The 18,252-nt window shown below is 63.4% G+C and carries 19 protein-coding genes; 3 read left to right on the top strand and 16 right to left on the bottom strand.

What is annotated here, in order from left to right:
• Window positions 1-60: 60 nt before the first annotated feature.
• Window positions 61-1,251: an enolase C-terminal domain-like protein gene (locus OBACDRAFT_RS11255; RefSeq protein ID WP_043585641.1), complete on the bottom strand. Its 1,191-nt coding sequence runs from the start codon at window positions 1,249-1,251 to the stop codon at window positions 61-63.
• A gap of 105 nt (window positions 1,252-1,356) precedes the next feature.
• On the opposite strand from OBACDRAFT_RS11255, the gene OBACDRAFT_RS11250 reads away from it, so the two are divergent.
• A complete protein-coding gene (locus OBACDRAFT_RS11250) occupies window positions 1,357-2,127 on the top strand; it encodes an IclR family transcriptional regulator (RefSeq protein WP_232767018.1) in 771 nt (256 codons plus the stop codon).
• A 157-nt stretch (window positions 2,128-2,284) separates the two neighbouring features.
• Here OBACDRAFT_RS11250 and rnc read toward each other — a convergent pair whose 3' ends face one another.
• From rnc to OBACDRAFT_RS28195, 9 genes are all read right to left on the bottom strand, one after another.
• Window positions 2,285-3,037 carry a ribonuclease III gene (rnc, locus tag OBACDRAFT_RS11245; protein WP_052361753.1) on the bottom strand — a complete coding sequence of 251 codons (753 nt, stop codon included), beginning with the start codon at window positions 3,035-3,037 and terminating at the stop codon, window positions 2,285-2,287.
• Between the two features lie 8 nt (window positions 3,038-3,045).
• Window positions 3,046-3,831 (bottom strand): ABC transporter permease, encoded by a 786-nt coding sequence (locus OBACDRAFT_RS11240; protein ID WP_043585639.1) that lies wholly within the window; start codon window positions 3,829-3,831, stop codon window positions 3,046-3,048.
• 28 nt (window positions 3,832-3,859) lie between these two features.
• Window positions 3,860-4,690, bottom strand: coding sequence for an ABC transporter permease (locus OBACDRAFT_RS11235; protein WP_043585637.1), 831 nt, complete (start codon window positions 4,688-4,690; stop codon window positions 3,860-3,862).
• Between the two features lie 234 nt (window positions 4,691-4,924).
• A complete protein-coding gene (locus tag OBACDRAFT_RS11230; RefSeq protein WP_043585635.1) occupies window positions 4,925-5,707 on the bottom strand; it encodes a ParA family protein in 783 nt (260 codons plus the stop codon).
• Between the two features lie 623 nt (window positions 5,708-6,330).
• The gene (locus OBACDRAFT_RS11225; protein ID WP_043585633.1) at window positions 6,331-6,990 is read right to left on the bottom strand and encodes a PqiC family protein; all 660 of its coding nucleotides are present in this window, start codon (window positions 6,988-6,990) and stop codon (window positions 6,331-6,333) included.
• Between the two features lie 26 nt (window positions 6,991-7,016).
• A complete protein-coding gene (locus tag OBACDRAFT_RS11220) occupies window positions 7,017-8,024 on the bottom strand; it encodes an MlaD family protein (RefSeq protein ID WP_043585702.1) in 1,008 nt (335 codons plus the stop codon).
• Window positions 8,025-8,185: 161 nt separating this feature from the next.
• Entirely contained in the window at window positions 8,186-8,995 is an 810-nt protein-coding gene (locus OBACDRAFT_RS11215; RefSeq protein WP_052361751.1) for an ABC transporter ATP-binding protein, read from the bottom strand.
• A gap of 29 nt (window positions 8,996-9,024) precedes the next feature.
• Window positions 9,025-10,176 carry an MlaE family ABC transporter permease gene (locus OBACDRAFT_RS11210; RefSeq protein ID WP_043585632.1) on the bottom strand — a complete coding sequence of 384 codons (1,152 nt, stop codon included), beginning with the start codon at window positions 10,174-10,176 and terminating at the stop codon, window positions 9,025-9,027.
• Window positions 10,148-10,351 carry a hypothetical protein gene (locus OBACDRAFT_RS28195; protein ID WP_157837028.1) on the bottom strand — a complete coding sequence of 68 codons (204 nt, stop codon included), beginning with the start codon at window positions 10,349-10,351 and terminating at the stop codon, window positions 10,148-10,150. Before OBACDRAFT_RS28195 ends, OBACDRAFT_RS11210 begins: the two co-directional genes overlap by 29 nt.
• A 141-nt stretch (window positions 10,352-10,492) precedes the next feature.
• Here OBACDRAFT_RS28195 and OBACDRAFT_RS11205 point away from each other — a divergent pair, with 141 nt between their 5' ends.
• Together OBACDRAFT_RS11205 and recD2 are read left to right on the top strand one after the other, a co-directional pair.
• Window positions 10,493-11,215 carry an HAD family hydrolase gene (locus tag OBACDRAFT_RS11205; RefSeq protein WP_052361749.1) on the top strand — a complete coding sequence of 241 codons (723 nt, stop codon included), beginning with the start codon at window positions 10,493-10,495 and terminating at the stop codon, window positions 11,213-11,215.
• A 52-nt stretch (window positions 11,216-11,267) separates the two neighbouring features.
• Window positions 11,268-13,547, top strand: a complete 2,280-nt coding sequence (gene recD2, locus OBACDRAFT_RS11200; RefSeq protein WP_052361747.1) for an SF1B family DNA helicase RecD2 — start codon at window positions 11,268-11,270, stop codon at window positions 13,545-13,547.
• A 120-nt stretch (window positions 13,548-13,667) separates the two neighbouring features.
• Here the strand turns inward: recD2 and OBACDRAFT_RS11195 are convergent, their stop codons facing one another.
• From OBACDRAFT_RS11195 to OBACDRAFT_RS11175, 6 genes are all read right to left on the bottom strand, one after another.
• A complete protein-coding gene (locus OBACDRAFT_RS11195; protein ID WP_043585630.1) occupies window positions 13,668-14,747 on the bottom strand; it encodes a hydroxyacid dehydrogenase in 1,080 nt (359 codons plus the stop codon).
• Window positions 14,744-14,893: a LacI family DNA-binding transcriptional regulator gene (locus tag OBACDRAFT_RS26490; RefSeq protein WP_081721972.1), complete on the bottom strand. Its 150-nt coding sequence runs from the start codon at window positions 14,891-14,893 to the stop codon at window positions 14,744-14,746. Before OBACDRAFT_RS26490 ends, OBACDRAFT_RS11195 begins: the two co-directional genes overlap by 4 nt.
• 314 nt (window positions 14,894-15,207) lie before the next feature.
• Window positions 15,208-15,693 carry a hypothetical protein gene (locus OBACDRAFT_RS11190; protein ID WP_043585628.1) on the bottom strand — a complete coding sequence of 162 codons (486 nt, stop codon included), beginning with the start codon at window positions 15,691-15,693 and terminating at the stop codon, window positions 15,208-15,210.
• Between the two features lie 157 nt (window positions 15,694-15,850).
• Window positions 15,851-16,327 carry a hypothetical protein gene (locus tag OBACDRAFT_RS11185; protein ID WP_052361746.1) on the bottom strand — a complete coding sequence of 159 codons (477 nt, stop codon included), beginning with the start codon at window positions 16,325-16,327 and terminating at the stop codon, window positions 15,851-15,853.
• Window positions 16,328-16,355: 28 nt separating this feature from the next.
• A complete protein-coding gene (locus tag OBACDRAFT_RS11180) occupies window positions 16,356-17,696 on the bottom strand; it encodes a hypothetical protein (RefSeq protein ID WP_232767014.1) in 1,341 nt (446 codons plus the stop codon).
• Between the two features lie 125 nt (window positions 17,697-17,821).
• Window positions 17,822-18,252, bottom strand: a 431-nt coding sequence (locus tag OBACDRAFT_RS11175; protein ID WP_043585626.1) for an energy transducer TonB, incomplete at its 5' end; no start/stop codon positions are given.

Raw genomic sequence — 18,252 nt, 5'->3', positions numbered from 1 at the left:
GCAGTTGCAATGCACACAAATGTAAGTTTGTTTGGACCTGCCCCCTCCCCCCCACTCCCCTCAAATCCCGCCCACGATCGGATACCAATCCGGGCGGCGAGGGTCGGCGTGGAAACGGGCGTAATAGTCGCCGCGCTTCTCGTATTCGCGCTCGTATTTAGCCATCTTGTCCTCGTCCAGCGTCACGCCCAGACCGGGACCGCGCGGCACCGGGAGACAGCCGTTTTTATACTTTATCAGGCCGCCCTCAATAATGTCGTCCGTGAGATAGTGATAGTGCGCGTCGCCCGCGAACGTCATCTCGGGGATCGTGCTCGCGGTATGTAGCATGGCCGCCAGCTCGATGCCAAACTCCGCCCCGGAATGCATCGCCACACCCAGGCCAAACGTCCGACAAACCGCCGCCAGATCCTTCACGCCACGCGGACCTTCCCAATAGTGAATGTCAGTGAGCACGATGTCCACCGAGCCCAGTTTCACGGCGGGCGCCAGGTCGTCGAAACGCGCCGGATACATGTTGGTCGCCACCGGAATCCTGATCTGTTTGCGCACCTCCGCGTTGCCGTTGAGCCCCCAGGACGGGTCCTCGAAATACTCCGGCGCCACCGCCTCCAGTCGACGCCCGATGCGCACCGCGGTCGGCACGGACCATACTCCGTTGGGGTCGATGCGCAGACCGAAGTCCGGCCCAAGTCGCTCGCGGCAAAGCTCCAGCACGCGCGCCTCCTCGCCGGGGTCCATCACGCCTGCCTTGAGCTTCATCGAACGCACGCCAAGAGTGCGGTTAAGCTCCACGCACCAGTCGGCCAGGTCCTCGGCGCGAGTGTCGTCCCCGCCCTCCGGCCTTTCGTATCGCCAGAACAGATACGCGATCATCGGGATTTCGTCGCGCACGGAACCGCCAAGCAGGTCGCTGAGCGGACGGTTGACGGCTTTGCCGATGATGTCGAGGCACGCCATCTCAATGGCTGCGTAAAGGCGCGCGTTGGACATGTAGTAGATCGAACGCAGGACTTTGAGTTTGATCGTTTCGAGGTGAAATGGATCGAGCCCCACGATGCGCGGCTTGAGCTTGAGGAGCGCGCCGCGCTGGTCGCCGCCGCCGACTTCGCCGAGGCCGACAATGCCCTCGTCGGTCATCAGCTCCAGGATCGTGCGAAGGAAATAGCCGGGATGCACGCCGGTGTTGTGGCGAAGCTGGCAGGTGAGCGGAATGGCAACGGTGCGAACGCGAAGGTCGGTGATTTTCATGCCTCAAGTCCAGCGCCGGGCGCAGGTCGCCTCAATTCGGTATTGGATCGAAAATTATCTCTTATGGTAAAACTAGAGGCCTTCTGCTACGGACCACGGACATCCATGAACACGATCCCGATTCTGCAAAAAGCCATCGACATCATCCACGAGATTGCCGCCGACGAGGGGGGGGGGCTGGCCGCCAAGCACCTGTCGCTGTCCCTTGGTATCGCTCCAGCCACTACGTATCGCATCCTGCGCACGCTGGCCGGAAACGACTGGCTGCGCGAAACGCGGCGCGGCGAGTTTCAACTCGCCTTCGGCCTCGCCCGTGTCACCCGTTCGTATGCGCGCGTGGAACACGCGCTCTCGCTGCTGCGGCGTCCGCTGCGCGAGTTGACGGAACGCACGGGGCTCTCCGCCAAGGTCTCGATCCGCGAGGGGATGCAGGTTGTCACGGCGTTGCGCGCCGAGTCGCGCCGTCCCAATTCCATTTCGTCGCCCATCGGCTCGCGCATGCACCTGCTGGATTCGGGATCGGTGGGCGTCAGTCTCATGGCCCGGCTTCCGAAAAACGAGGTGATGCGTATCCTTAAATCCACCACGAACGCGGGCGTGGCGGAAGAGCTTGTGTTAAGGGAAATCGCCGCCGCCAAAAAGGCCGGTTACAGCAGCGCGTTTGGCACGCGCAATCCCGCGATTCACGCAATGTCGGTCGCCCTGCCATTGACCGGTTCGGAGTCCGCCGCGCTGACCATTGTGGGGTGGCCGGAGGATTTTTCGGACGCACGCCGGCAACGCGAATGCCTGCGCGCACTCAAGGACTGCGCCGCGCAAATGCAGATGGCGCTAAAGGGCGATGGCGCATCTTCGGTCTCTCCATCGCCGTTTTGATTTCCAGCGCATTTTCAAGAAAGCTGCAGCCATCTCCTATCTGGTAGGGAGGCATCTCCGAGGCCTCCGAAACCACGCTTCATTCACCTATGCGTTTCGCATTTTCTCACCACCCACGGCGGAGGCCTCGGAGAGGCCTCCCTACCGTCAAAACGACTCATTTGTTCTCGCTTGCGTCGAGCGCCGCGAGGGCGGCGCGGGCGGCGGCTTCCTCGGCGAGTTTTTTGGAAGGGCCGCGACCGGTGCCAAACTGGTGCTCCAACACGTAAAGGCGCGACTCGTATTCGCGGGCGTGGTCTTGTCCGGAGATGTGCGCGGTCTCGTAACGCAGGGCTTGGTTGCCGTGCAGGGGTTGCACGCGCTCCTGGAGGCGGCCCTTGGGATTGTCGGTGTCCTCGGTGGTTTCCAGACGGACATTCAGTGGGCCGTAAAGCGTGCGCAGCACCTCGCGGGTGCGGTCGAGTCCGGCGTCGAGATAGAGCGCGCCGAAAAGCGCTTCGAAAGCGTCTTCGAGCGCGGAGTCGCGCTGGCGTCCGCCGGTCTGCTCCTCGCTGGCGCTGAGGCGGAGCACGGTGTCGAGGCCGACTTCGCGCGCGAGTTGCGCGAGGAAGCCGCCGCGCGAGAGGACGGCGCGGCGTTTGCTCAGGGGGCCTTCGCGGTCGGTGGGAAACAGGGTGTAGAGTTCGTGTGTGAGGAGGAGTTGCAGGACGGCGTCGCCCAGCAATTCGAGACGCTGGTTGTTGTCCGGCGCGCCGGGGTTGTCTTGCAACCAAGAGGGGTGCGTGATGGCGGTTTCCAGCAGAGCGGGCGTGGTGAATTTGTGGCCGATGCGCATCTGCAACGCGGCGAGCGCGGCGGAATCGTTGGGAGGGGGGGGGGGGGGGGGAGGGTTGGTTGTGACGTTGCTCATGTTTTGTTTTAGGAGCTGGCGCTGGCGTAGCGGCGGAGGCCACGGTTGAAAACGATGACGCCGATGGCGAACCAGAACACGGCGGCGGCAGTCAACCAGAGTATCTGGCCCGGTTCGATGCCGTGGATGAGCGTGCGCGCAGGGACGTTGGTGACGATCACAACCGGCAGCGTGTAAACGAGGATGATGGAGGCAATGCCGCGCATGGCTTCGCGGGGGAGGCGCGAGTATTCGTTGAGGGCAAAGTAGCCGCCTTCGACGCCACGCGCGTTTTGTATCCAAAAAACCAGGCTGATGAAAATGAGCAGCGTGGAGTAATGGATGGCGAGGCCGCAGAGGATGAGAAACGCGTAGGCGGCGGCGCGGGCGAAACTCCAGTCGAGGCCGATCTGGTGCGCGGCGTAGAGAACGATGCCGACGGCAAGCGGGAGGTTGAAGAGCCCGTCGAGATCGAGCTTGCGCGTGGAGATCATGAAGAGGGGGTTTCCGGGCTGGGCGAGGAAGAAGTCGAAGTGGCCGGTGCGGACGTTGCGCCCCATCTCAAAGAGGTTGCTCCAGAAGAATCCCATGAGGAGGCGTTGCACGATCATGGAGGTGCCGACGAGGAGCGTCATTTCCCACGCGCCCCAGCCGGCGATGGATTCGGTGTGCCGGTAAATGACGCCGACGAGGAGCAGGTTGACCGACATCCAAAACAACTCGGTGAGCGACCACATGATGAAGTCGCCGCGAAACATCATCGCGCGCACCACGGAGTAGCGAATGCTGGCCAGCCAGATGCGAAGGTAGTTCATGGTTTGAGTTTGTGAATGCGGATTCGATTCATCCGCCGACGGCGGTGTGACGGCGCAGGCCTCGTGTCCAGAGGAGGTGGGCCAGGCCAAAAAGCAGGCACACCCACATGGCCTGAATGCCGAGTCCGCGCAAGGCGAGCATGGGCTCCTGGATACGTCCGGTGAGGAGGGCTGCGGGGAAATACATCTGGTAGTAATAGGGGAGCCAGGACGAGAGTTCGAGGAACCAGCGCGGCATGAGATCGAGCGGGAAGACCTGGCCGCCAAGGATCGTCTCGACGGCAAGCGAGAGGATCACGAAGGACTGGATTTCGAGAAACCAGAAGGTGAGCAGCCCGAAGAGATAGGCGATGGTGAATTGTATCAGCGCCGACATGACAAGCGCCGGAACAAACGCGGCGTAGGTCCAGGCCGCTCCGGGTGCGGACGGGGAGGGAAACGTGAGATGCGACGCGAGCCAGGGCAGCGCGAGGACGAGGGGCACGAGCGCGAGCGTGCCGGAGATGAAGCGGGCGGCGGTGTAAAGGGTGAAGCGGTAGCCGAAGTAGTTGATGGGTTTGGTGAGAAACTGGTTGATGAGTCCGTTGCGGATTTCCTCGGAGACTTCATAGTCCTCGTTCATCGCGCCGATGAAAAACTGGAGGATGAGGACGACGACGAAGTAGGTGAGCGTTTGCCCGAGGTTGAAGCCGCCAAGCTCGGTTTTGCCCGCGTAGGCCGCGCCCCAGAGGATGAAGACGTAGGCGAGATGGACAAAGGAAAGCGAGGCGCGGATGGCGAAGTTCCACCGGTACACGAGCGCGCTCTGCATCCCGATGAGGAAGACGTGGCGGTATTTGGCGAGCGCGGCGGTTGGCATCAAAACGTCAAGCCGTTACCACAAAACCCACGCGGGTCAACAGGGCCAGCAACGTCGTCCTGAAAACGGGTGCAATCAGAGTGATGTCAGCGGACAATGCTGTTGGCGGAGGGCGGGTCTCCTGACCCGCCGACGAGGCTCGCGTCAGCGAGCCTCCGCCCATCCGGAATGGCGCGGCTGCGCCGCGTCTGGCGGGTCAGGAGACCCGCCCTCCGTGCCGCTCCATTGACGGTGTCATTCTTTCAGGGCGAAGCGTTTGATGACTTCCTTGGCGAGGAAGCGGTAGGCGCTGGCTCCGGGGGACGAGGAATCGTAGGTGAGGATCGTCTTGCCGAAGCTGGGGGCTTCGCTGAGGCGCACGGTGCGGGGGATGACGGTCTGGAAGATTTTGTCGGGCAGGTGTTGCTTCACCTCGTCCACCACCTGACGCGAGAGGTTGGTGCGGATGTCAAACATGGTCATCACGATCCCGCCTAGCTGGAGGTCGTTGTTGAGGCCGGCGTTTTTTATCCGGTCCATGTTGCGCAGGATCTGGCCAAGACCTTCGAGCGCCATGTATTCGCACTGGAGGGCGATGAGGAGGTAGTCGGCGGCAGCGAGGCTGTTCATCGAGAGCATTCCCATGGAGGGGGGGCAGTCGATGATGATGGCGCGGTAGCGGTCGCTGGCGCGAACGGGCTCCAAGAGGGTGCGGAGGCAGGCGAGATAGTTCTCCGACTGGGCGATTTCGATTTCGGCGGCGGCGAGGTCTTCTTCGCTGGGGATGAGCGAGAGGTGCGGGGTGGGGGTTGGCACGATCATTTCGAGCGCGGTGCTTTCGCCGCGAAGGGGGCCGTAGAGGCTGCGGCCTTCGTGTTTTTCAACACCGATGGCACTGGTGGCGTTGGCCTGCGGGTCGAGGTCGATGAGGAGCGTGGGGATTTTTTTCTCGGCCAGGGCGGCGGCGAGGTTGACGGCCGTGGTGGTCTTGCCGACGCCGCCTTTCTGATTGGCTATGGTGAAAATGGTTGAGGGCATGGGGAGGAGGAAAAGCTGAAAACTGAAAAGCTGAAAGCTGAAATGGAGTTACCTGATCTCAGACCGCTTCCCTCTCAAAAATATAAGGGAGGTTCTAAAAATTGCACAGAAGGTAACGAAGGAAACGAAGACAATCAATTGAAGTGGAATTTTTGTTTGGTTCTTCGACATTTTCAATGGCTCGACATGGAGTGCGGCGATTCATCGCCGCTTTCGACGGGTCGTTTTAACGACCCGCCTCCCGCCCTCCCGCCTCCCGATGCGTCCTTTGCCAGACGGCAGAGAAGGTAGCAACAGGGTAAGGCGAGGCGACGTGATGAATCACGTCGCCTAAAGCGGCGATGAATCGCCGCACTCCATATCGTAATCCTGTCCCTCCACTGAAAACGTCGAAGAACCTTTTGTTTTTTAATAAAATATTATAAATAAATAATTTAGAACAAATTATGCTCCCTGTCTTCATCTTCGTTTTCTTGGTTATCTTCTGTGCAAAAATGAATTTTTAGAACCTCCCATAATAATGGGTTCGAGGATCTCACGCGGAGGCGCGGGGGCGCGGAGAAAGATAGTGTGTGAGTGGATTTTTCTGCGCCTCACGCGTCTCTGCGTGAGATATTTTGATTTCAGTTTTTGGCTTTTTCTGTCGCAGGCGCCTCCGGCAGGGCGGCGAGGGTGGCGGCGGCAAGTTTGGTGACGGATTCGCCGAGGGCCTGGACAAGCATGGAGTTGTCATGGCCGTTCCACGGATAAGGCGGGGCGGTGAAGCTCTGACGGGCGACGATGTCGCCAGTGCCGGCGTTGCTGATAACTATGATGGCGGCAAAGCTGGCGGTGGATTGGCCGCCGGCATCGCGCTGGCCTTCGCAACGGGTCACGTAGAGGGCGATGTCGTAGTCGCGCTTTTGCTCCAGCGGGAAGGGCATGGTATGGAGTTGTCCGATACGCGGGGACTGGAGGAGTTGGAGCGCAATCTGGCGCTGGATGGCGGGGGCAAGGGGTTCGGCCCAGCGGGCATAGGGTTGGTAAATGGTTTCGTTGGTGGCGGTGCGGACGGCTATCTCGACGTGGTCGAGGTAAGCGGGGATTTGCACGGTTTTGAGGCCGATGGTGAGGGGGCCTAGTTTGGCTGGAAGCGGAATGTGGGCGCCGATCTGCGAGGGGGGGGTGAGGACATAGAATTGGGTGGGGTCGGGCCGGGGCGTGGGCGTGAGCGAGCAACCGGCGCAGAGGACAAGAAGGGCGGCGGTGGCGGCGGTGATGGTGGCGGCGAGGATGCGTTTCATGGTGAAAGGTGGGTGCGGGTGTGAGTTTATTGTTTCTCCGGCGGGCGGCCGGTGAGGAGGGCGGTGGGGTTGCGTTCGAGGAAGTCGGCCAGACGGCTGATGGCGTCGGCGGCGCGGCCGAGGCGGAGCAGGGCGGAGCCGGCTTCGACTCCGAGGGTTTGCTGGTTGTCGAGGAACTGGCGGGTGCTGGCGGCGGTGGTGGCAAATTCCTTCAGCGCGGAGCGGGCTTCAACGAGTGTTTTTTCGGCGTCGGCGGTGAGAGGGTCGAGGTTCTTGCCGACGTCGTCGAGGAGCCCGGACAGACGGGCGCTGGCGTGTTTGATACTGGCAAGGGTCTCCTTGACGTCGGGCGAGTCGGCAAGGTTGTGCACAGACTGGGCAGCCTGGGTGACGGAGCCGATGAGTCCGGAGATGTCGGCCTTTTCAAACTGGATGCGAAGCTCGGCGATAAGTTTCTGCACGTCGTTGGCCATATCGCCAAATTTGACGTCCTTGAATTGGTTAAGGATGTCGCTGAGGTTGGTCTGAATCTGGGCAATGGCGGAGGGGACGGCGGGGATTTCCTGATAGGGGGAGTCGAGTTCGGGATGGAGGACGGCGGGATTGGCGACGGGGTCGAGGAAGTCGAGTTCGACGTAGAGCATGCCGGTGGCGAGGCCGAGGATGCCGAGCTGGGCGCGAAGGCCATCGTTGATGAGCCGGCGGACGCCTTCTCCGGGTTCGTCCTTGGAAGTGACGCCGCGTGTGGAGGTGACTTTGTCGCGGTTGATTTCGCAGATGACGGCGACAAGGGATTGATGGCTGCCGGGGACGTGGCGGATTTGCACGTCGGCGACGCGGCCAATGCGCATGCCGCGGATTTTGACGGGGGAGCCGATGTCGAGGCCCTGGATGGATTCGTTGAAATAAACCACGAAACGGGGCGGCTTGTTAAAGAGGTTGACACTGCCGAAGGAGAGCAGGGCGATGGCGCCGAGCGCCACGGCGCCGAGAACGAAGAAGCCGATGATGGCGGGACTGACCTTGGTTTTCATGAGAGGGCTGGGTTCGGGTTTTTCCGGGAATTTGCAATCAACCACAGAGACACGGAGGCACAAAGTCCGATCCGGAGGGGGGGAAGGGAAAGGGTGTGTGTGTATTCAAAATTCAAGTGCATTTCCTTTGGCTTGGGTTCTGTGTTTCTGTGCTTTTGTGGTTAATGTTTTTTGACTTCGCCGCGGGTGAGAAATTCACGGACGGCGGGGTTTGGACTGGAGCGGGCGAGTTCGCGCGGATCGCCGTCGGCAATGATGCCCTGGGTTTCCTTGGAGAGCATGATGATGCGCTGGCCGATGCTCATGATGGAGGCGAGTTCGTGCGAGATGATGACGCAGGTGGTGCCAAGGGTGTCGCGGATTTCGACGATGAGGTCGTCGAGGTTGCGCGAGGTGATGGGGTCGAGGCCGGCGGAGGGTTCGTCGAAAAACACAATGGCCGGATCGAGCGCGAGGGCGCGGGCGAGGCCGGCGCGTTTTTTCATGCCACCGCTGATTTCGGAGGGGTAGTAGTCCTCGTAACCGTCGAGGCCGACTTGGGAGAGTTTGTAGGTGGCGAGGGCTTCGCGTTCCGAGCGATTGAGGTCGGTGTATTCTTCGAGGGGGAGACAGACGTTTTGGCGGAGGGTGAGGGAACTCCAGAGGGCGCCGCTTTGGTAGAGGATGCCAAAGGTGCGGAGGAGTTCGCGGCGTCGAAGGGGGCCGGCGTCGGTGAAGGATTCGCCGAAGTAGGAGACGTTGCCGGCAAGGGGGGGATTGAGGCCGACGAGGTGGCGCAGGAGGGTGCTTTTGCCGCAGCCGGAACCGCCGCCGATGAAGACGATTTCGCCGGGGGTGATGGCGAAATTGAGGTCTTTGGCGAGGAGGCGTTCTCCGTATCCGCAAGCGAGGCCGGTGGCCTGGATGGCGGGCGGGGCCACGGGGGGGGGGGGGGGGAGGAGGGCCGGGTTAGTGGTGGTGGCGGGCGGCATTGCGGCGACGGCGGTGAACGTGGTGGGGATTACCAGCCAAGGGCGTTGAAGATGACGGCAAAGATGGCGTCGGCGATGATGATGAGGAGCATGCCGATAACGACAGCGGAGGTGGCGGCGCGTCCGACGCCGGAGGCGCTGCGGTCGGCGTTCATGCCGCGGTGGCAGCCGGAGAGGCCGACGAGGATGCCGAAGCAGGAGGCTTTGATGAGGCCAGTGCTGATGTCGGAGAGGTCGAGGGCGTTGACCGTCTGGTTCCAGTAGGTGATGGGCGGGATGTCGAGGACGCCCATGGCCACGCCCATGCCGCCAACGATGCCGAGGGCGTTGGCGTAGAGGGTGAGGAGCGGCATCATGAGGGCGAGGGCGACGAGGCGGGGGAGAACAAGGAAGTCAACGGGGCGGATGCCAAAGGTGCTGAGGGCATCGATTTCTTCGTTGGCCTTCATGTTGCCGATGGTGGCGGCGAAGGCGGCGCCAGTGCGTCCGGCGAGGATGATACCGGTCATCATGGCGCCCATTTCGCGGGCCATGACCAGGGCGACGGCGTCGGCCACGTAGATGTCGGCCCCAAACTGGCGCATGAGCACGGCGGACTGGTAGGCCATGATGACGCCAACTAGAAAGCTGATGAGGCCAACGATGGGCAGGGCCATGGCTCCGCATTGTTGCATTTCCTCGGAACAGTCGCCCCAGCGAAATTTCCTGGGGCGGCGGGCCAGATGAAAAAAGCTGAGGAGGCATTCGCCAAGGAAGCTCATTATGCCGGTGGCGCGATCGACGGTCTCGATGGTGGCCTCGCCGATGGAGGTGAGAAGGTTGGTGCGGCGGTCGTGCGCGGGCTCGGCCTGCGTGGCAGTGGCAAGCTTGTTGCAAAGGGCGGCAACTTCAGGGGAAAGCGCGGAGGTGTCGTAGTCGGTTTTGTGTTGTTCGCACCAACTGCGGATTTCGTGGGTGAAGAGGAGGAGGGCGCTGTCGAGACGTTCGAGATTGGGAGCGAGTTCGATGCGGATGCGCCGGGGTTTGCGGTCGCCAATGACTCCGGCCAGAGAGGGGCGGGGAGCGGTGACGCGCCAGCGTCCGCCCAGCCGGATGCGCAGGAGGTCGCCGTCTTCAAAGATGGCATCGGCGGTGGCGGCGGCGGAACTCGCGTTACTGGATGGATTCGCTGGACAGCTCATCTGCTAGCGTAAAGTGAGTGGCTCCGGCGCGGGTGCAAGTCCGGCGTGGCGTTATATGCCTGATGGTTACGCCGACGGCCTTGCCGAGCCGGGGCTCGGCGTTCCCGGCGGGCGAGACGCCCGCGCCACGCGTAGGGGCTTCGCTTGCGAAGCCCGCGTATGCAGGACGTGGCATCGAATGGCGTGCGCGGGCGTCGCAAGCGACGCCCCTACAGCGGGCGAGACGCCCGCGTCACGCCGGTCAACGATTGGCGATTGGCAATCGGCAAAAAAGGCTTGGTCTGAGGTGTGCGGAGCGGGCTAGAGTCGGGGGCTTATGCGTTTCCGCTCGGTATTATTCGACCTCGACGGCACCTTGATCGACCACCTGCCCGCGATTCATCGTGCGTACTCGCACACGCTGCCACGACTCGGCCTACCCGCCCCCACGCTCGAACAGGTGCGGCGCGCGATCGGCGGCGGACTGGAAAACGCCATGCGCAACTTCGTCCCCGAAGACCGCCTGGCGGAAGGGCTCGCGATTTACCGTCCCTACTGGGACCGCACCATGCTGGAAGGCGCGGTCGTGATGCCAGGGGGCCGCGAGTTGCTGGCGGCGCTGACGGCGCGCGGCGTGACGTGCGCCGTGTTCACCAACAAACACGGTCCCTCGGCACGCGCCGTGTGCGAACACCTCGGTCTCTCCCCTTGGCTCCGGTTGATCGTCGGCGCCACGGACACGCCCTGGCTCAAACCGCAGCCAGAATTCGCCGACGACACGCTGCGCCGGCTGCGCGAACTCGGCGTGCCTGCGGAGGACACCAAGCCCGCGGCAACGTGTCTGGTCGGCGATTCACCGTGGGACGTGCAGGCCGCGCACACGGCGGGCTTCCCGTGCTTCGCCGTGACGACCGGCACGCACTCCGCGGAAGAGCTTCGCCAGGCCGGGGCCGACGGAGTGTTCGCAGGCTTGGCCGACGTGGGACGTGAAGCACTGGGACTGGACCGGAGCCTGCGCAGCCACAAAACAAAGCTGGCGGACGAGACGGCCTCCGCATGAAACCTCGCAAGACGCCTCGCACCCGGTTCACATCCGCCTGACATTCCCATTCGTGACCGCACCTCATTCCAACTCCCCTCCCCCCCCCCCCCCCCCCCCTGCTGCCGCCTCCGCCAACGCGCCCGACGCACTGACGGGCGTGCTGGAGCGCATCATTTTTCTTAACGAGGAAAACCACTACACCATCGCCGAATTTCGTGCCGAAGGACGCACCGGAGCCGACGCCAAAGTCACCATCACCGGCGCCCTCCCCGGCGTTCAGTGCGGCGAAACGCTCCACCTGCGCGGCACCTGGACCCGCCACGCGCAACACGGCGACCAGTTTCGCATCGACACCTTCCGCAGCGAACTCCCCTCCAGCGTGTATGGGATTCGCAAATACCTCGGCAGCGGCCTCGTCCACGGCATCGGCAAAGCCTACGCCAACAAAATCGTGGACGCCTTTGGCACCGACACCTTCCGCGTGCTCAGCGAAGATTCCGGACGCCTGCACGACGTGCCCGGCATCGGCAAAAAACGCGCCTCCGCCATCAAAAAAGCCTGGGAAGACCAACGCGCCTTTCGCGAACTCTACATCTTTCTCCAAACCTACGGCGTCACCACCGGCCAGTGCGTGAAACTCATCAACCGCTACGGCTCCGAAGCCCGCGCCATCCTCACCCAACAACCCTACAAAGTTGCCCGCGACGTGGACGGCATCGGCTTCAAAACCGCCGACCGCATCGCCATCAACCTAGGCTTTGCCAACGACGCCCCGCCCCGCCTCGACGCCGGCCTCATCTACGCCATGGACACGCTTCAGGAAGAAGGCCACACCGCGCTCCGCGAAGCCGACCTCATCGACTATGCCGCCCCCCTCCTTGAGACCGCCGCCGAACGCCTCGCCGCCCGCATCGACGCCCTCGTTGAACAACGCGACCTCATCCGCCACTGGCCCCCCGACGTAGATAAACCCCTCCCCGGCTCCGCCCTCATCCAGCTGCCCGTGCTCGACCGCGCGGAACAAAAAATCGCCGCCTCCATCGTTCGCCTCACCAAAACCGGCAGCGCCCTCCCCCCCATCAAAACCGAAGCCGCCCTCGACTGGGCGCAGCAAAAAGCAGGCTTCCAATTTGCCGACCAACAACGCGCCGCCCTCCGCGCCGCCCTCGTATCCAAAGCCTCGATACTCACAGGTGGACCCGGCACCGGCAAGACCGCCTCGCTCCGTGCCCTCGTTGACATCCTCAAGGCCAAGAAAGTGCGCATCCACCTTGCCGCGCCCACCGGACGCGCCGCGCAACGCCTCACCGAAACCACCGGCGGCTACGCCACCACCATCCACCGCCTCCTCAAATACGACGCAGCCAAAGGCGGATTCGTGCACAACGAACACCAACCCCTCGCCACCGACTTCCTCGTCGTTGACGAAGCCTCCATGCTCGACACCCGCCTCGCCGCCGCGCTCCTCCAAGCCATCCCCTCGCGCGCCCACCTCCTCCTCGTCGGCGACATCGACCAGCTCCCCAGCGTCGGCGCAGGCAACGTGCTCAAAGACATCATTGCCACGCAACACGTCCCCGTCACCCGCCTCAACGTCATCCACCGCCAGCAAGGCCAAAGCCAGATCGTCACCACTGCTCACGCCATCAACGCCGGCGACCCCAGCCTCCCCCCCACCGTGGGCGACATCTCTGCCATCCAAGTCTGGGGCGACCTCGTATTCCTCGCCGCCGACTCCGCCGAAGACTGCGTGCGCAAAGTCATCCAACTCTGCACCGAATTTGTTCCCCGCGCCCTCAAGTGGCCGCATCCCGTCAAGGACGTGCAAGTCCTCGCCCCCATGCACAAAGGCGCTGCCGGTGTTGGAAATTTCAATACACAACTCCAGGCCGCGCTCAACCCCCGCGCCCCCGGCTTGCGCACGCCATCGGGCGAATTTCGTGTGGGCGACAAAATCATCCAACTGCGCAACAACTACGACAAAAACCTCTTCAACGGCGACATCGGCACCATCACCGCTGTGGACGCTGAAGAAGGCGCGTTCGACGCCACATTTGACGGCGAAACCCACGTCTTCGCGCGCGGCGACGCCGGTGACCTCGCGTTGGCGCACGCCATTTCCATCCACAAATCGCAAGGCAGCGAATACCCCGTTGTGATCGTGCCGCTGATGAAGGCGCACTTCATGATGCTCCAGCGCAACCTGCTCTACACGGCGATCACGCGCGGGAAGAAAAAAGTTTACATCGTTGGCGAACCCGCCGCCTACGCCATGGCCGTGCGCAACAACGAGGCCCGCGCCCGCACCACGCATCTGCGCGAAAAAATCGCCGCGGCAGCGCTGGCGTGATCTTGCCCGACAAAGCCTGTAAGCCGATTTATTCTCACGCAGAGACGCAGAGGCGCAGAGAAATGCATCTGTTTTCTCTGCGCCTCTGCGTCTCTGCGTGAGTCAATGCACACAGGGGAATCAAGTCATCCGGGCATAGTGGGCTGGGGTGATCGGGTTGAGAAGCGGAAGTCCGCGGGCGAAACGGGCGAGGTTCTGGACGGCATGACGTCCTGCGGCCAGACGACTGGCGGCGGAACGCAGGCCGATGTGCGGCGTGACGTGAACCGCAGGCTGTCCGCGCAACGGCGAATCAAGGGGCAGGGGTTCCTTCGCAAAGACATCAAGACCGGCTCGTATTTTTTCACTGGATACGCAATCGGCCAGCGCGGCCTCGTCCACGAGACGACCGCGGGCGACGTTGATGAAAACCGCGTCAGCAGGCAGCCGGGAGAGGAGGGTTTTGTTGACGATGCCATCCGTCTCGGGTGTGAGGGCGGCGAACTCGGCCAAAACATCGCTCGTCTGGAAAAGAGCTTCGAGTGAAGGCGTTGGAGTAATGTCATGCTGCGCAAGCGTGGCGGCGGATACGTAGGGGTCCCAGGCGGAGAGACGCGGGTGGAAAGGGGCAAGTAGATGCACGTATTCCCGGGCGATGGCGCCAAAGCCGTGGAGGCCGACACGCAGACCAAAGAGGCTGCGCGGACGGGATTTGTCGGACACGGTTTCGGCGCAGCGCCAGCCGCCACGCTGATGGATTTCGAACTGGTGGTGTCCGGCGTTTTGGAGCGCGGCGAGAGTGTGCATGAGAGCAACCTCGGCCACATAAGGTGCGGTGGAATCCCCCCAGTTGGTGACGAGCAAACCGTCCTCAATGAGGCTGAGCGGCACATGCCTGCGGATGGCGCCGGAGAGGTGACAGTAATAACGGGGAGCCCAGCCGGAAAAATGAGCGGGAAGCGGAGGCAGAGACCATGCGCCGATGAGGACGTCGGGGCGGTGTTGTTCAAGGAGTGTTGTCCAGTCGTGGGCGACGGGATCAGCCGGTGGAATGCAGCACGCGATTGTATTGGGAAATTCGAGACATGAGGCAATGCCGCCGTCAGGGAAAAAAGTGAAGCGTTCCTCGTCGGTGAGAAGGACGAGGAGGCGCAGCGCGCGGGGTTTGGTTGCACGCGTGCGGGAGGCTGGCTCGGTGGCAAAAGGAGCGGGAGCGATCATAGGCGGGCGGATATGGATGGCATGGCTTCGGCGGCGGCGCGGGTGGCGGCGTTGACGCGGGGGCTGTCCCGGAGGGCAAGGGCGACGGTGGTGAAGTGCACGCCGGTGTCGCGGGCGATGTCGCGGATGGTGACGCGCTGGGGCATGGGTGTGGATTGATGCGGAGGCGGCGGACAATCGCAAGGCTCCTCCGCCACTCTTCGCCAGTCTTGAGGGGAGGAACGATGAGAGCATCAAAGCAGCCAAGCCAACCGCGAATAGACGCGAATAAAAGAAGCGTCTGGTCTCCCTCTGGGACGACGGGGTTCCCGCCACGGCGCAACGGGCGCAACGCCATCAGCCTGCTGGTTTCTCGCACCGTGGCGTCCGTCGCGCCGTGGCGGGAAATCCTGCCTTTATTTGCGTCCACTCGCGGTTGGGTTTGGGATTGGGGATGCCGTCGCTCTGTCGGGGAGGCGGGTCATTGGGTCTGGTTAGCGATGAGGGTGAGGAGGCGCTGGTTTTCGAGGTCGAGGGTGCGGCGGGCGACTTGGGCGGCTTCAAGGTTTTTGGCAGCTTCGAAGACGGCTATGCGGGCGGCGGCACGGTCGCGTTTGAGTCGGGCGAGGTGTTGTTCGCGGTCGGCAACTTGGGCGGTGAGTCGGGCGACTTCGGTTTCGAGGCGGGTGGTTTCTTCGGCGAGGCGGCGGGTGTCGGTTTCCCATTTGGCAATGCTGGCGGCTTCGCGGCGGGTTTCTTCGGCGGTTCGTTCGGCAGCGCGTCGTTCGGCGGCGGCGCGGGTTTTTTCGAGGGTGGCGGTCTGCTCGGCGGCAGCGGCGGCTTCGAGGCGGGTTTGCTCGGCCGCAAGAGCGGCGGTTCGATGGCGGGCGTCTTGCGCGTAGTCGTAATATAGATACGCGAAGGGGAGGAGCAGGAGGAGCGGCAGGATGAGGTAGAGGCGGTTCATCGGGAGGAATTTTGAAGGATGGTTGTTTTTCTCACGCGGAGACGCGGGGACGCGGAGGGACGGAGGGGGGGGGGGAGAGTTTTTTTCTCTGCGCCTCTGCGTCTCTGCGTGAGTCCATTCTGTTCATTTTGTCTAAGGATAGGTCGGCTCTTAATTTCTAATTTCTAGTTCCTAGTTTTTGTAGGTGTTGCTGGTTGAGGCGGGCTTGGGGGAGGTAGGTTTCGGTGAGGAAGGTTTGCTCGGCGGTGAGTTCGCGGAGTTCGCGCTGGTAGCGTTCGAGGGCTTCGGCTTCGGGGGGGATTTCGCTTTCGAGGCGCTGGAGGGTGCGGGCTAGTTGGTCGCGGCGGGAACCGGCTTGGTCGCGGCGGGCCAGGGCGGCGTCGCGCGCAGTCTCGCGTTCGCGGCGGCGGGCTTCGCGTTCTTCGCGTTCGCGTTTGCGTTGTTCCTGGGCGGCGATGGCTTCGGCGTAGGCGGCGCGACGGGCTTCGTGCTCGGCGGCAAGGCGCTGGCGCTGGGCTTCGACGCGGGCGGCGGCTTCGGTGCGCTGGCGCTCTTTGTAGGTGGCGGCGTGCCGCCAGTAGAGGGCCGCGAAGAGGGCAAGAGCTACGAGCGGGAGGATGTAGATGCGGCGCATGGTGTGCGGGTTTTGAGTGATGTGGTTTTCAGTTTTTAGTTTTCGGCGTCGCTGCGAGGGCTTCGCGGAGGCGGGCGATTTCCGCGGAGGGGGCGGCGGGGAGGGCGGCAGCGCGGTCGAGGGCGGCGGAGGCTTCTTCGGGGAGGGATTGTTCCAAGGCGAGCCAGGCGTGCCAGAGGTGGGCGGGGCTGGGTTGGTCGAGGTTGCCTTTGGTCAGGGCGGTGCGGACGGCGGCAAGGGCGTCCTTGGGGCGTCCGGCTTGGTGGTAAAGCTGGCTGGCCTGAAGGTCGAGGTTGCCGTCGGCGGGGAATTTCGCGGCGGCGGCGGTGCAGGCGGCGAGGGCGGCGGGGGTGTCGTTGGTTTTTTGATACGCGGCGACGAGGAGTTCGTAGTTGCGCCGGGTGTGGGCGGGGTCGGGGGGGAGGAGGTTGTCGCGGAGACCGGTTTCGAGGAGGGGGATGGCGTGTTCGGGGGAGTCGAGGTTGAGGTAGAGGTTGATGAGGTTTTGGCGGTCGCGGGGGGTGTCGAATGCGCCGTGTTGCTGGCCGCGTTCGACGGCGTGGATGGCGCGGAGTCGGGCGGAGCGGGCGGCGGCGGGACGGTCGGGTTCGTGGGTGGCAGCGGCTTCTGCAACGTTGAGCCAGGTGCCGGCGAGTTGGCTCCAGTAGGTTTTGTTGTCGGGGGTGTGCTGGACGAGGAGTTCGAGGGTTTCGGCAGCGGGGGTGTGGTTGCCTAGTTGTTGGTGGGCGGCTATGAGGAGGAGGTAATATTGGGGGCGGGGGTCGAGGGTAAGGGCGAGGCCGTGTTGGGCGGCGGCGAGGGTTTCGCGGAGGAGCGCCGGGTCGGGGGCAGCGGGGTCGGCGGTGGCGGCGGCGTAGAGGGCGGTGGCAAGGAAGGTTTGTATGTCGGGCGTGAGGAGGGCGGGGTCGGCAGCGGCTTGGCGGGCGTGGTCGAGGGTTCGTTGCCAGGCGGCGCGTCGGTCGGCGGGCGGGGTTGAGAGGGGGAGGTCGGCGGCTTGGGTGTAGTGGAGTTGCGCAAGGGTGTGGTGGATGTCGCGGCGGGTGGCGGGGGTAAGCCAGGGGGCGTCGTTCGGGGCGCGCGTGGTGTGGGCGGCGTCGTGCGCAAGGAGGGTTTCGAGGGGGGGGATGGAGGCGGTCCAAGCGTTTTGGCTGAGGTGGAGTTGCGCCTGAATTTGGAGGAGGAGGAAGTGGTCGTAGGTGTCGGCGCGGGTGGCGGGCAGAAGGGCGTCGATTTGGGCGAGCGCGGCGGTGGTGTTTTTGGCGTCGAGGGCGGCGTGGAGGGGAGCGAGTTTTTCGGAGAGGGCGGGGCTGATTTGCGGCGTTTGCGGGGCGGCAGCGAGGAGGTTCACCACAGAGGCACAGAGGCACAGAGATCGGAGTAAGGAGGAGAGGATTTTCGGGCTGAGAAATGTGCAGCAGCGCACGAGGGGAACGGGGGGAGGGCGATGGTTTTTATCTCTTTTGTTTTCCGGCTTCATCGTTCGTCCCCCAGGTTGAAGGTGAGGGTGATCTGCACGTTGCCCGTGTTGACGACGGCACCGCCTTTGCGTCCGGGTTTGAATTTCCAACGCTGGAGGGCGTTGAGGACGGGGGTCTCAAAACCGGGGTGCGTGGCGCGGAGGATGCGGGGGGCGCGAACGGCTCCGCTGGAATCAACAACAAAGGCAACGAGGACGGAACCTGTGATGCCTTCGCGGCGGAGTTGCCAAGGGTATTCCGGCTGAGGTTGGAAGATGGCAACGGGTTTCTGGTCGAGCACGGAGAGGTCAAAGAGGTTGCCCATGCCGCCCGGTCCTGAGGTGCCTCGTCCGGGTCGGGCAACAGGCACGGCCACGAGTCCGGCGGGGGCGGTCGGGCCGGGGGGGGGCGGGGGTTGGATGCGTTGCACGAAGACGGTCGGGTCGA

The sequence above is a fragment of the Geminisphaera colitermitum TAV2 genome (assembly GCF_000171235.2).
Lineage (GTDB): Bacteria > Verrucomicrobiota > Verrucomicrobiia > Opitutales > Opitutaceae > Geminisphaera > Geminisphaera colitermitum.
Note: the sequence above shows the minus strand (reverse complement) of the source record. Positions and strands in the feature narration are given on the sequence as shown.